At 76.1% G+C, this 13,195-nt stretch carries 7 protein-coding genes; 5 read left to right on the forward strand and 2 right to left on the reverse strand.

Annotated features, from left to right (window positions below; all coding sequences use genetic code 11):
- Positions 1–9: 9 nt before the first annotated feature.
- Genes ABT299_RS07400 through ABT299_RS07410 form a run of 3 tightly spaced genes read left to right on the forward strand, consistent with a single transcriptional unit; the run spans position 10 to position 7,175 of the window.
- The gene (locus tag ABT299_RS07400; RefSeq protein WP_500250110.1) at positions 10–5,907 is read left to right on the forward strand and encodes an SDR family NAD(P)-dependent oxidoreductase; all 5,898 of its coding nucleotides are present in this window, start codon (positions 10–12) and stop codon (positions 5,905–5,907) included.
- Positions 5,904–6,338 carry a thioesterase family protein gene (locus ABT299_RS07405; RefSeq protein WP_190868566.1) on the forward strand — a complete coding sequence of 145 codons (435 nt, stop codon included), beginning with the start codon at positions 5,904–5,906 and terminating at the stop codon, positions 6,336–6,338. Before ABT299_RS07400 ends, ABT299_RS07405 begins: the two co-directional genes overlap by 4 nt.
- A gap of 33 nt (positions 6,339–6,371) precedes the next feature.
- The gene (locus tag ABT299_RS07410) at positions 6,372–7,175 is read left to right on the forward strand and encodes a class I SAM-dependent methyltransferase (RefSeq protein WP_500250111.1); all 804 of its coding nucleotides are present in this window, start codon (positions 6,372–6,374) and stop codon (positions 7,173–7,175) included.
- Positions 7,176–7,235: 60 nt separating this feature from the next.
- Here the strand turns inward: ABT299_RS07410 and ABT299_RS07415 are convergent, their stop codons facing one another.
- A complete protein-coding gene (locus ABT299_RS07415) occupies positions 7,236–8,114 on the reverse strand; it encodes an alpha/beta fold hydrolase (protein WP_190868568.1) in 879 nt (292 codons plus the stop codon).
- A 70-nt stretch (positions 8,115–8,184) separates the two neighbouring features.
- Here ABT299_RS07415 and ABT299_RS07420 point away from each other — a divergent pair, with 70 nt between their 5' ends.
- Positions 8,185–8,871 carry a glycerophosphodiester phosphodiesterase family protein gene (locus ABT299_RS07420; protein ID WP_190868569.1) on the forward strand — a complete coding sequence of 229 codons (687 nt, stop codon included), beginning with the start codon at positions 8,185–8,187 and terminating at the stop codon, positions 8,869–8,871.
- Between the two features lie 244 nt (positions 8,872–9,115).
- Here the strand turns inward: ABT299_RS07420 and ABT299_RS07425 are convergent, their stop codons facing one another.
- Positions 9,116–10,561 (reverse strand): DEAD/DEAH box helicase, encoded by a 1,446-nt coding sequence (locus ABT299_RS07425; protein ID WP_347257165.1) that lies wholly within the window; start codon positions 10,559–10,561, stop codon positions 9,116–9,118.
- A 570-nt stretch (positions 10,562–11,131) separates the two neighbouring features.
- On the opposite strand from ABT299_RS07425, the gene ABT299_RS07430 reads away from it, so the two are divergent.
- Complete coding sequence (locus tag ABT299_RS07430; protein WP_500250112.1) at positions 11,132–13,108, forward strand: serine/threonine-protein kinase; 1,977 nt, start codon at positions 11,132–11,134, stop codon at positions 13,106–13,108.
- Positions 13,109–13,195 lie beyond the last annotated feature (87 nt).

The following is a 13,195-nucleotide window of genomic DNA, read 5'->3' on the forward strand; positions in this document are numbered from 1 at the left end:
AGGTTTTCCGTGAATTCTCGAATAGCGATCGTCGGCATGGCGTGCCGGTTCCCGGACGCCGCGGACCCCGGCGAGCTGTGGGACAACGTGCTGGCCGGGCGCCGGTCGTTCCGGCGCATCCCGTCCACGCGGATCAGGCTGGAGGACTACTACAGCGCCGACCGCGACTCGGCGGACCAGATCTACATCACCGAGGCCGCGCTGCTGCGCGACTGGGAGTTCGACCGGGTCCGGTTCAAGGTCGCCGGGTCGACGTTCCGCAACGCGGACCTGACGCACTGGCTCGCGCTCGAGACGGCGGCGGAGGCGCTGGCCGACGCCGGGTTCCCGGAGGGGCGCGGCGCGCCGGGCGAGACCACGGGGGTGCTGGTCGGCAACTCGCTGACCGGCGAGGGCATCCGGGCGGCGCAGATGCGGCTGCGCTGGCCCTACGTGCGGCGGGTGGTCGCGGACGCGCTCAAGGACGACGTGGCGGGCGACCGGCTCGCGGCGCTGCTGGCGGAGCTGGAGCACTCCTACAAGGCGCCGTTCCCGGTGCCGGACGGCGACTCGCTGGCCGGCGGGCTGTCCAACACGATCGCCGGGCGGATCTGCAACCACTTCGACTTCAACGGCGGCGGCTACGTCGTGGACGGCGCGTGCGCGTCGTCGCTGCTGTCGGTGATCACGGCGTGCAACGCGCTGGTCTCCGGCGACATGGACCTCGCGGTCGCGGGCGGCGTGGACATCAGCGTGGACGCCACGGAGCTGATCGGGTTCTCGCGGGCGGGCGCGCTGGCCGTCGAGGAGATGCGGGTCTACGACCGGCGGTCGGCCGGGTTCTGGCCCGGCGAGGGCTGCGGGATGGTCGTGCTGATGCGCGAGGAGGACGCCGTCGCGCGCGGCCACCACGTGCACGGCTTCATCGACGGGTGGGGCGTGTCGTCCGACGGCGCGGGCGGCATCACCCGGCCGGAGACCGACGGGCAGCGGCTCGCGCTGGACCGGGCGTACCGGCGCGCCGGGTTCGGCCCGGACGAGGTCGGCTACTTCGAGGGCCACGGCACCGGGACGGCCGTCGGCGACGCGGCCGAGCTGGAGACGCTGATCGAGGCGCGCCGCGCGGCGGGCGCGGGCGGGGTCCCCGCGGCGGTCGGCTCCATCAAGGCGAACATCGGGCACACCAAGGCCGCGGCGGGCATCGCCGGGCTGATCAAGGGCGTCAAGGCGGCCGGGACGGGCGTGCTGCCGCCGACGACGGGGTGCGAGCGGCCGCACCCGCTGCTGGACGAGGGCGGCGACGCGCTGCGCGTGCTGCGCAAGGGCGAGGCGTGGCCGGAGGGCGTGCCGCTGCGCGCGGGCGTCAGCGCGATGGGCTTCGGCGGCATCAACACGCACGTGGTGGTCGAGGCGCCGCGCCCGTCCCGCCGCGCGCGCGTCGACACTCGGACCCGCTCGGTGATCAACTCGCCGCAGGACGCGGAGCTGTTCGCGCTGGACGCCGGCTCGCCGGCGGCGCTGGCCGAGCGCGCGACCGCGCTGGCCGCGGTGGCGGAGGCGGCGGCGCGGTCGGAGCTGCCCGACCTCGCCGCGCACCTGGCCGGGCGGCTGGACCGCCGGCCGTGGCGGGCCGCGGTCGTCGCGAGCGCCCCGGCGCAGCTCGCGGACGCGCTGCGCCGCGTCGCCGAGCTCGCCGCGGAGGGGACCGAGCGGCACATCGACCCGGCGGCCGGCGTGTTCGTCGGCGGGCCGGGCGGGCTGCCGCGCATCGTGTTCCTGTTCCCCGGCCAGGGGTCGGGCACCCGGTCGGACGGCGGGGCGCTGCGCCGCCGCTTCGACACGGTCGACGAGCTGTACGAGGCGGCCGCGCTGCCGGCCGGCGCCGACCAGGTGGAGACGGCGGTCGCGCAGCCGCGCATCGCGACCGCGTCGGCGGCGGGGCTGCGGGTGCTGACGGGGCTCGGCGTGCAGGCGCAGGCGGCCGTCGGGCACAGCCTCGGCGAGATCACCGCGCTGCACTGGGCGGACGCCCTCGACGAGGAGGCGCTGCTGCGGATCGCGGCGGCGCGCGGCGCGACGATGAGCGAGCTGGCCGAGGACGGCGGTTCGATGGCGGGCGTGTCCGCCGACGCGGAGACCGTCGCCGCGCTGCTCGCCGAGCAGGACGACGGCGTCGTCATCGCGGGCCACAACGGGCCGAGGCAGACGGTGGTGTCCGGGCCGTCCGACGGGCTGCTGGCGGTGATCGGCCGTGCGACCCGGGCCGGGCTCCAGGCCGTCCGGCTGCCGGTGTCGCACGCGTTCCACTCGCCGCTGGTCGCGCCCGCCGCCGACGCGTTCGCCGGACGGCTCGGCGAGGAGCCCCTCGCCGGTCCGCGCCGCCAGGTGTACTCGACCGTGACCGGCGCGCCGCTGTCCGCCGCGATGGCGCCGGACGAGCTGCGCGCGCTGCTGCGCGAGCAGATCACCGCGCCGGTGCTGTTCGCCGAGGCGCTCGCGGCCGCCGTGAACGGAGCCGGAGGCGACTCGGGGGGTGCGGGGGGTCGTCCCCCCTCGGCGGGCACTGCCGACGCGGACCTGCTGATCGAGGTCGGGCCCGGGCAGGTCCTCACCCATCTCGCCCGCGAGATCACCGGCGTCCCGGCCGTCGCGACCCGCACCGACGAGGACTCGCTCGGCGGGCTGCTCGCCGCGCTCGGCGCCGCGTTCGCCGCGGGCGCCGGCGTCCGCGTCGCCGACCTGTTCGCCGACCGGCTGATCCGCCCGTTCGACCCGGACGCCGAGCCGGCCTTCATCGCCAACTTCTGCGAGATCGTCCCGGAGGTGGACGCGGCGCTGCTCGCCGACGCGTCCGCGCGGGCCGCCACGTCCGGCGGCGGCGTGCCGGGGGGCGACGTCCCCGGCGAGGTGGACGCCGGCGACCCGCTGATGCTGATGCGCACGCTGGTCGCGCGCCGCGCCGAGTTCCCGCTCGAGGCCGTCCAGGCCGACAGTAAGTTCCTCGACGACCTGCACCTCAGCTCGATCGTGGTGTCGGAGCTGGTCGGCGAGGCCATGCGGACCCTCGACCTCGCCGAGACCGCCGCCCCGACCGGCTACGCGACCGCGACGCTCGGCCAGGTCGCCGAGACGCTGCAGGAGCTGGTCGCGACCGGCGGCGCCGGAGCGGAGGACACCGAGGCCGCCGCCGCGAGGATCGTCCCGCCGGGCGTGGGCCCGTGGGTGCGGGCCTTCGCGGTGGACCGCCGCCCGGCCGCCGTCCCCGGACGGGCCGCGCCGCGCATCCCGGGCGCCTGGCGGGTCGTCGGCGACCACCCGGCCGCCGGCGCGCTGCGCGAGGCGCTGGAGGCCGCCGAGCTGGGCGAGGGCGTCCTGGTGATCGTCCCGCTGGGGGAGGGGCGGCTCGCGGCGCTGCGCGCGGGCGCCGCCGCGGTCCTCGCCGGCAAGGACGTGACGCGCTGCGTGCTCGTCCAGGACGGCCCCGGCGCGGCCGGGTTCGCCAAGACCCTGCACCTGGAGGCGCCCTGGGTGGCGACGACCGTCGTGTCCGCCGACCTCGCCGACCCGGCGGCCCCGGCGCTGGTCGCGGCGGACGCCGCCGCCACGACCCGGTTCCGCGAGGTGATCCACGAGGGCGGCGTCCGCCGCGAGCCCGTCCTCGCGCCGGTCGCGCCGCACGGCACCGACCTGCCGCTCGGCCCGGACGACGTGCTGCTCGTCACCGGCGGCGGCAAGGGCATCTCCGCCGAGTGCGCCCTCGCCCTGGCCCGCGAGACCGGCGCGAGGCTCGCCCTGGTCGGACGGTCCGACCCGGCCGGCGACGCGGAGCTGACCGCCAACCTCGAACGCATGGCGGCCGCCGGCGTCACCGCCCGCTACCTGCGCGCCGACGTCACCGACGCCGCCCGGGTCGCCGCGGCCGTCGCCGAGGCGGAGGCGGAGCTCGGCAAGGTCACCGCCGTCCTGCACGGCGCCGGCGGCAACGTCCCGAAGCTCCTCCAAGAGCTCACCGACGACGACTACGCCCGCACGATCGACCCCAAGGTCGCCGGGCTGGAGGCCGTCCTCGCCGCCGTCGACACGGCGGGCCTGCGGCTCGTCGTCACGTTCGGCAGCATGACCGGACGCGCCGGGCTGCGCGGCGAGGCCCACTACGCCGCCGCCAACGAATGGCAGAGCGACCTGGTCGAGCGGCTCGCCGCCGAGCTGCCGCACTGCCGGTTCCGCGCCGTCGAGTGGTCGCTGTGGTCGGGCGTCGGCATGGGCGAGCGGCTCGGCTCCGTCGAGAACCTGTCCCGCGCCGGCGTCACCACGATCACCCCCGACCAGGGCGTGGCGATGCTGCGGGCGCTGGTCGCCGACCCGGACGCGCCCGTCGTCGCCGTCGTCACCGGACGGTTCGGCGAGATGCCGACCGTGTCGTTCGGCGCGGACGAGCCGCCGCTGCTGCGGTTCCTGGAGCGGCCCCGGGTGAACTACCCGGGCATCGAGCTGGTCGCCGACTCCGAGGTCGGCTGGGCCAGCGACCCGTACCTCGCCGAGCACGTGTTCGGCGGCGGCACCGAGGCCGTCCTGCCCGGCACCGTCGGCATGGAGATCATGGCGCAGGCCGCGGCGGCGCTGCTCGGCCTCGACGTCGGCGCGGGCTCGGGGGCGGGGACCGCGCCGGTCCTGACCGACGTCGAGTTCCTGCGGGCGATCGCGGTCGCGCAGGACGCGCCGGTCACCGTCCGGGTCGCGGCGCTGCGCGACGAGTCCGGCGCCGTCACGACCGTCGTCCGGTGCAGCACCACCAACTTCCAGGTGGACCACTTCCGGGCGGTCTGCGAGCCGCCCGCCGCGACGCCGAAGGGCGCCGGGCTCGTCCGGCCGCAGGACGCCGCGCTGCCGCCCATGGCGATCGACCCGCAGACCGAGCTGTACGGGCCGATGCTGTTCCACGGCCCCCGGTTCCGGCTGATGGGCGACATCCGGCGCGCCGACGCCACGCACGTCACCGCCCGGCTGCTGCCCGACACCCGCGTCGACTGGTTCGGCCGCTACCTGCCGCCGACGCTGTTGCTCGGCGACCCCGCCGCCCGCGACGCCTACATGCAGCCGCTCGCGCTGTGCGCGCCGACCGTCCTGGCGATCCCGGCGGGCGTGCGGCGGCTCGTCCCCGGCCCGAACGCCGGCGCGACGCCCGCGTTCGTCCACGCCCGCTACCGGGTGGACGAGGACTGCTGGGACATGGAGGTCACCGACGAGGACGGCGAGCTGATCGAGACCTGGGAGGGCTTCACCACCCAATTGGTGGAGAAGTTCCCGCTCCCCGCCGGCTGGGTGCCCGCCCTCCTCGGCCCCTACGTCGAGCACGCCCTCGTCGCGTTCGGCCTGGCCGGGCGCGCGGTGGTCGACACCGACCCGGACGGCGCGTCCCGGCGCGAGGCCGCCGGGCTGGCCGTGCGGCGGCTGCTCGGCGGGGACGTCGAGCTGCGGCACCGCCCGGACGGCAAGCCGGAGGCGAGCAGCGGAGAGACCGTCTCGATCGCGCACCGCTCCGGCGTCACCCTCGCGACCAGCACCCCCGGCTGCGACCTCGAACTCGTCACCGCGCGCGACCGCGACGCCTGGGCGGGCCTGCTCGGACCGGACGGCCTCGCGCTCGCCGAGGCCCTCACCGAACGCTCCGGCACCGCCGGACGCTCCGGCGGCGCCGAGGACTTCGACACGGCCGCGACCCGCGTGTGGGCGGCGGGGGAGTCGGCGGTCAAGGCGGGGCTGCCCGCCGGGACCCCGTTCACCCTGCACTCCACCCACGAGGACGGCTGGGCCGTGCTGGCCGCCGGGGACGTCCGCGTCGCGACCATGGCGACCGGCGTCCGGGGCGTCGCCGAACCGGTCGTGCTGGCCGTCCTGACGGAGCCGTCCGGGGAGGCGCGGGCGTGAAGGGCTACGAGTACCGGCACGTCGTCACCATCGAGGACACCGACCTGCTCGGCAACGTCAACTACGTCAACTACATCAGCTGGCAGGGCCGCGCCCGCGAGCTCTGCCTGCGCGAGTACACCCCCGACGTCGTCGCCGGGTTCGGCGACGGGGTGCGGCTGCTCACCGTCAGCTGCCGGTGCGAGTACCTCCGCGAGCTGACGATCTTCGACGAGGTGATCGTCCGGATGACCCCCGGCGAGGTCGGCCAGACCCAGATGACCATGCGGTTCGAGTACTGGCGGCAGCGACCCGACGGCGAGGAGCTCGTCGCCACCGGGGAGCAGCGGATCGCCTGCGTCAGCCCCGACGCCGACGGGAACATGGCGCCCGCCCGGCTCCCCGAGTCGATGCGCCGCCTCGTCGAGGCCGTCACCGCCGGCCGCCGCTGAGCCGCCGAGCCCGCCGCTGAAAGGAGAAGGACCATGGAAGGCGTGTCCGCGACGGCCCGCTGGACGGCCGCCGCCCGCGCGGTGGAGTCCCGCCGCCCCGACGCCCTGTTCACCGACGACCTCGCCGAGGCCCTCGCCGGACCCGAGGGCTTCGCGCGCTGGGAGCGCTACGACAACCCCGGCACCACCGAGTTCCTCGCGATCCGCACCCGCTGGCTGGACGAGGTGATCGCCCGGTCCGCGCACACCCAGGTCGTACTGGTCGCGGCCGGGCTCGACACCCGGTCGGCCCGGCTGCCCTGGCCGACCGGGACCGTCCTGTACGAGCTCGACCAGGCCGACCTCATGGAAGGGAAGGAGAAGAGGCTCGCCGAGCTGGACGTCCGGCACCGCTGCGACCGGCGCGGCATCGGCACCGACCTGACCGGCGACTGGGACGGGGCCCTGCGCGCCGCCGGCTGGGACCCGGCCGTCCCCACCCTGTGGATCGTCGAGGGCCTGCTGTTCTACCTGCCCGAGGACGCCGCCCGGGCGCTGCTGACCAGGCTCGGGACGCTGTCGGCGCCCGGCAGCGCCGCGGCCGGGGACCTGCTGTCCCACCAGTCCATGATCAGCGAGTTCACCCAGGAGGGCCTGGCGCGGCTGCGCGCCGACGGCTGCCCCTGGCTGTGGGGCACCGACCGCCCCGAGGACGTCCTCGCCGCGTGCGGCTGGACGGTCGGCGAGCTGAGGCTGCCGGGCGAGGAGGGCGCCTCGTTCGGCCGCTGGCCGTGGCCGCCGCTGCCCCGCGACACCACCGGCCTGCCGATGAACTACCTGTTCACCGCGACGGTCTGAGCGGCCCTCCGCGGGCCGGGACGCGGCGCCCCTCGGCGCGCCCCGGCTCGGCCCGCGGGGTCACTTCAGCGTGTGCTCGGACAGGTTCCAGAAGTCGGTGAGGGCGGCGGCGGTCGTCTCCGGCGCCTCCCAGGCGGGGGAGTGCGCGGCGCTCGGGATCACGACCCGGGCCGCGTTGAGCCGCTCCGCCATCTCCGCCTGGGCGCGCGGGTCCCAGACGTCGTCGTCCTCGCCGTACAGGACGAGCGTCCGCAGGCCCGTGTCGCCGCAGTGCTTGGCGAGCTCGTCGACCCGGTCGGGCGCGGTGAGGATCTCGCGGGACATGCCGACCAGCCCCGCCTCGGAGTTGCCGAGCGTCCGGTCCTTCAGGAACGCCAGGATGTCCGCCTGGACGCCGCTCGCGACGTAGTCCGGCTCCATGCCGACGCTCCAGATCGCGGCCATGCCCAGCTCGGGGATCGCGTCCCGCAGCGCCCGCGCCTTGTCGGCGGACGGCCCCGTCACGGCGGACGGCCCGGAGCTCATCAGCGTCAGCGACGCCGGCCGCGCCGGCCCCGCCAGGACCGCCTCCCGCGCCACCAGCCCCCCGAACGAGTGCCCCACCAGGTGCACCGGCTCGGGACCCAGCGCCTCCAGCAGCGCCACCAGGTCGGCGCCGAGGGCCGCGCGGCCGTAGGCGTCCGGGTCGTCCGGGCCCGGCGTCTCGTGCTGCCCGCGCATGTCGATCGCCACGACGCGGCGGCCGGACGCGGCGAGCGTCGGCAGCATCGCGAGGAAGTCCTCCTTGCTGCCGGTGAGGCCCGGCACGAGGAGGGCGGGACACCGCTCGGGCACCCGCGACCCCGGCATCGCCTCCAGCGCGGCGAACGGGCCGCGCGACGTCTCGACGGTCGTCCGGCTCACGCCGGGGGGCAGGGTCAGGAACCGGGGCGTACTCACGGAGTGCCACCATACTAAACGGGCATCCGCCGGCCACCGCCGCGAAACCCCGCGGTGGTAGCTTCTCAGCGTGCGAGCGAAGCCGGCGATCTCGGCGCATCGACGGGACGACGCGGGCCTGAACGGCCTGCGCGACGCGGTCGGATCCGGGGCCGAGTACGTCGAGATCGACGTCCGGCGCACCGGTGACGGGCGGCTGGTCGTCCACCACGACCGCGAGGTCGGCGGGCTGCCGCTGGCACGGCTGTCCTACCGCCGGGCGAAGGAACTGTCACCCCGCCCGCTGCCGCTGGTGGACGAGGCCATGGAGCTCATCGCCGCGTCCGGCGCGCAGGGCCACCTGGACCTGAAGGAGCGCGGCTGCGAGCACGAGACCGTCGCGCTCGCGATCGAGGCGTTCGGGCCCGGCGGGTTCGTGGTGACGACCCGCGAGGTGGCCTCGCTCGTCGAGATCAAGAGGAGCTTCCCGCGGACCCGGACGGCCCTGTCGGTGGGCCGCAACCTCTGGGAGCCGGGCGTCGCCCGCGACCTCGCGCCGCTGCGCCAGATCCGCCGCGCCGGCGCCGACATGGTCGCGCTCAACCACCGGCTCGCCCGGGTCGGGGTGCTGCGGCAGTGCGGCCGCGCCGGCATCCCCGCGATGATCTGGACGGTCAACGCCGAGCCGCTGATGCGCCGGTTCCTCGGCGACCCCCGCGTCGCCGTCCTGGTCACCGACCACCCCACCACCGCCCTCGGCATGCGGGACGGCATTTAACTGCATTGCCCTTGGCGGTCGGGCCCTGGGGGCCCTCCCTTCGGTGGGCAATGCGTGCGATCGCAGCATCGCTCCGACTCGCCCTGGGGGCTCGCTGCGCGATCAGGTTCTCGCAAGCTCGAACCTGGCTTCGCACGCGATCGCGACGCTTCTGGCCCGTGACCGGTCCGGATCCTGGGCGACGTGCGGAGCACCGGTAACCGCGAGAGCACGGGCGGGCCGTGTCTCGCGGTCGGTGCGGGCGTCAGGCCGTCTGGGTGGCCTCGGTCGTGTCGGCCGCGGGCTTGCCGGCGCGGGTGCGGCGCCGGGTGCGGCTCCGCTTGCGCTCGGTGGCGACGGCGTCGACGACATTGTCGGACGCACCCTCCGAGGCCGCCGCGGTCGCGCCGCCCTCGGTCGCCTTGCCCTCGATCGGCTGCCCGCCGCGGGTGCGGGTCCTCGCGCGCTTGCGGCGGCGGGGGCGCGGACGCTCCCGCTCCCGCTCCTCGCGGCGCGCGGTGCTGCGCACCTTGCCGGTCTCGCCGATGTCCTCCAGCTCCTCGGCGTCCAGCCCGGCCCGCTCGTGGCGGTGCTCCTTCGGCAGGGTGCCCTTCGTGCCCTCGGGGATGCCGAGCGCCTCGAAGAAGTGCGGAGAGGTGGAGTAGGTCTCCTCCGGCGCCGCGAACGGCAGGTCGAGCGTGCTGTTGATCAGCTTCCACCGGGTCAGGTCGGCCCAGTCGATCAGCGTGACCGCGACGCCCTCCTTGCCCGCGCGGCCGGTGCGGCCGATGCGGTGCACGTAGGTGTCGGCGCTGTCCGGGCACTCGTAGTTGACGACGTGCGTGACGTCGTCGACGTCGAGCCCGCGGGCCGCCACGTCGGTGGCGACCAGCACGCCGATCTTGCCGTTGCGGAACGCGCGCAGCGCCCGCTCCCGCTGGCTCTGCCCGAGGTCGCCGTGCACGGCGGCGGCGTCGAAGCCGCGCTGCGCCAGGTCGGCGGCGACCCGGTCGCAGGCACGCTTGGTCTGGCAGAAGATCATCGTCAGCCCGCGGCCCTCGGCCTGCAGCAGCCGCGCCAGCATCTCCGGCTTGTCCATCTGGTGGGCCTGGAAGACGTGCTGGACGACCTGCGGCGTCGCGTCGGACTCGGTGTGCGACTCGGCCCGCACGTTGGTCGGGCGGGTCAGGTAGCGGCGCGACAGCGCGACGATCTCGCCCGGCATGGTCGCCGAGAACATCATCGTCTGCCGCTGCGCGGGGATCCGGTCGATGATCCGCTCGATGTCGGGCAGGAACCCGAGGTCGAGCATGCGGTCGGCCTCGTCCAGCACCAGCACGCCGACCTGCGAGAGGTCCAGGTGCTTCTGCTTGACCAGGTCGAGCAGCCGGCCCGGGGTGCCGACGACCACGTCGACGCCCTCGCGGAGCGCGTCGATCTGCGGCTCGTAGGCGCGGCCGCCGTACACCGACAGCACGCGGGTGCCGAGCTTGCCGCCGGCGACCAGCAGGTCATCGGTGACCTGCAGGGCCAGCTCGCGGGTGGGCGCTACGACGAGCGCCTGCGGCTTCTTGCCGCCGTGCTCGATGCGCTGGAGCAGCGCCGCGCCGAACGCCAGCGTCTTGCCGGTGCCGGTGCGCGCCTGCCCGATGATGTCGTGGCCGCCCAGCGCGATCGGCAGGGCGAGCTCCTGGATGGGGAACGCTTCCACGATGCCCTCGGCCTGCAGGGCATCTGCTATCTCGGGGACGACCCCGAGTTCACGAAAGGTAGTCAGGGCTTTCAGCCTCCAATATGCGGGGTCCTCGCTCCCCGGTGCGGCGCGGCTCGTCGCCCGCGTCGGCAGGATGCCGGCGGGCGGGCCCGTCAGGGGCGCTGTCGATCGAGGTCACAGTCGCCGCCGGCTGGGCTTCGCCGTCCTGGCGCGCCCGCCGGTCGCTTCCTGTGGCCGCGCGCTCGCGCGGGAGGGACCAGCCGTTGATCAAAATGTCTCGGCGACCGCAGTCAGGGGTTGAAAGCAGTCACTCATTGTGGCTGCGTGCGGTCACACTCCGCCACGCAGTGTACCGACCGTCAGTTGCATACACCAATAGCCGATCACTAGACCCAACGTTTCCGTGTTTTCGTCTATTCCATCCCCGCTCGCCAGCGCCGATCCGTGGCGTGGAACGGGCCCGGACGGACCGGCGCGACGGCCCCTCCCGGCGGCCACATCCGGACACCGCGGGGCGCGGACGAGCACCGGTTGCCCGGGGGCGTCCCGTGCCCCAGATTGATGGGCATGATCGAACCGTCCGGGGCCGACACGTCGGGGGCGTCCCCATCGCCCGCCGCGCCGTCCGGGGACGCGCCGCCGTCCGCCTCGCCCGCCGAGCCGCCGTCCGCCGAGCCGCCGTCCGTCGAGCCGCCGTCCGGGGACGCGCCGTCCGTCGAGCCGTCGTCCGGTGCTGCGCCGCCGTGGCGTGTCGAGGGCTTCACCGAGGTGCGGGAGCTGGGCGCGGGCGCGCAGGGCCGGGTGGTGCTGGCGCGGCACTCCGCCGCCGGCGCGCCGGTCGCGATCAAGTACCTGGTCCGCCGGGACGGCGACGACGCGGCCATCGAGCGGCTGCGCGCCGAGGCGGTGATGCTCGGCCGCGTCGACGATCCGCACGTCGTCCGGCTCTACCGGTTCGTCAGCGCCGCGCGCGGGGCCGCGCTCGTGATGGAGGCGGTGGACGGGGTCTCGCTCAAGCGGATCCTGGCCGAGCACGGCGCGCTGGAGCCGGAGGCGGCGCTCACCGTGCTGAAGGGGTCCCTGCGCGGCCTCGCCGCCGCCCACGCGGCCGGCGTGGTGCACCGCGACTACAAGCCCGCCAACGTCGTCGTCCGCGCGGACGGGCTGAGCAAGCTGATCGACTTCGGGATCGCCACCGCGACCGGGGACGGCTCCGGGGCCGGGACGCCCGCCTACATGGCGCCCGAGCAGTGGGAGCGGCGGCCCGCCTCGCCGGCCACCGACGTGTACGCGGCGACCTGCGTGTTCTTCGAGTGCGTCACCGGCGGCCGGCCCTTCTCCGGGGATCTGGCGGCGCTCCGGGCCGGGCACCTGCACGGCGCGGTCCCGGCCGAGCGCCTCCCGGAGGGGCTCCGGGACCTGGTCGTCCGGGGGATGGCCAAGGCCCCGCATGACCGCCCGCCCGGCGCCGCCGCGTTCGCCGCCGAGCTGGAGACGGCCGCCACCGCGGCGTACGGGCCGGGCTGGGAGGGGCGGGGCGTCCGCGCTCTGGCGGGCGCGGCCGTGGCCTTCGCGGCCGTGTTCCCGCTGGCCGCGGCCGGACTGGTCCCGGCGGCCGCCGGAGGCGCAGCGGCAGGCGGTGCGGCAGGCGGTGCGGCGGGCGGCGCGGCGGCGGGCGGGGCCGCGGCGGGCGGGGGCGCCGGGGTCGGCGCGGCGGCCGGCGGCGGCCTGTTCGCGGCGACCGGGGCCAAGGTCGCCGCCGCGGTGGCGGCCGCCGCCGCGCTCGCGGCGGGCGGCGCCGGGGCCTACACGGCCGCCTCCTCCGGGGGCGGCGGCACGCAGGCGCGGACGGACCTGCGGGTGCGGCCCGTGTCGGTCGTCCGGACGACCGGCCACCCCGCGACGCGCGTCACGGCGAGCTACCCGCAGCTGAGCGGGCTGCCCGCCGCGGTGCTGGCGAAGGCCAACGCGGCGGTCCGCGAGCCCGCCGAGAGCTGGGCGCGGAGGGCCGGCCAGGAGCTGGCCGCCTTCACCGGCACCGGCGACCCGGCGACCCCCTACACGGGCAAGGTGACCTACGAGGTGGGGCTGAACGGGCCGAAGCTGTTCTCCGTCCGCTACTCCTACAGCGGGACGGTCCTGACCAGGAACACGGCCCTGGCGCAGATGGTCACGGTCGACCTGACCACCGGGCGCGCGGTGCCGCCCCGCGACTTCTTCCGGGCGGACGCGCTCACGACGGCGAGCACCCGCGCCTTCACCCGCCTGCTGATCGAGTACGGGCCCGGCGGCGGCTCCCTGTGCGAGAACGAGCCGGCGGGTCCGGACACCGGTGCCGTCACGCCCGCGATGATCAGGGACGGCAACGTCCAGGTGCTGCCGACGCGCAAGGGGATCGACTTCTACCCGCCGGAGCCCGCGCTGGGCTACAGCATGGCCTGCGGACGGGCCTGGCGGGCGTTCAGCGTGCCGTACCGGCGGCTCGGCCCGTTCATCCGCCCGGACGTCTTCCGCGCGGCGGGCGTCGCCGTACCGTCGCCCTGACGCCCCGGACAGGGGAAGGCCCCCGCTCGCGGGGGGAGCGGGGGCCTTCCATGGTGCCGGCCGGGAAGCCGGGGGATCGCCCGGCCG

Source organism: Spirillospora sp. NPDC000708, assembly GCF_040299565.1.
In the GTDB taxonomy this organism is placed as follows: Bacteria; Actinomycetota; Actinomycetes; order Streptosporangiales; family Streptosporangiaceae; genus Spirillospora.

Excerpts from the sequence above, each read along its gene's own strand:
- ABT299_RS07430 (WP_500250112.1), top strand. The coding sequence starts at position 11,132 with ATGATCGAACCGTCCGGGGCCGACACGTCGGGGGCGTCCCCATCGCCC.
- ABT299_RS07410 (WP_500250111.1), top strand. The coding sequence starts at position 6,372 with ATGGAAGGCGTGTCCGCGACGGCCCGCTGGACGGCCGCCGCCCGCGCG.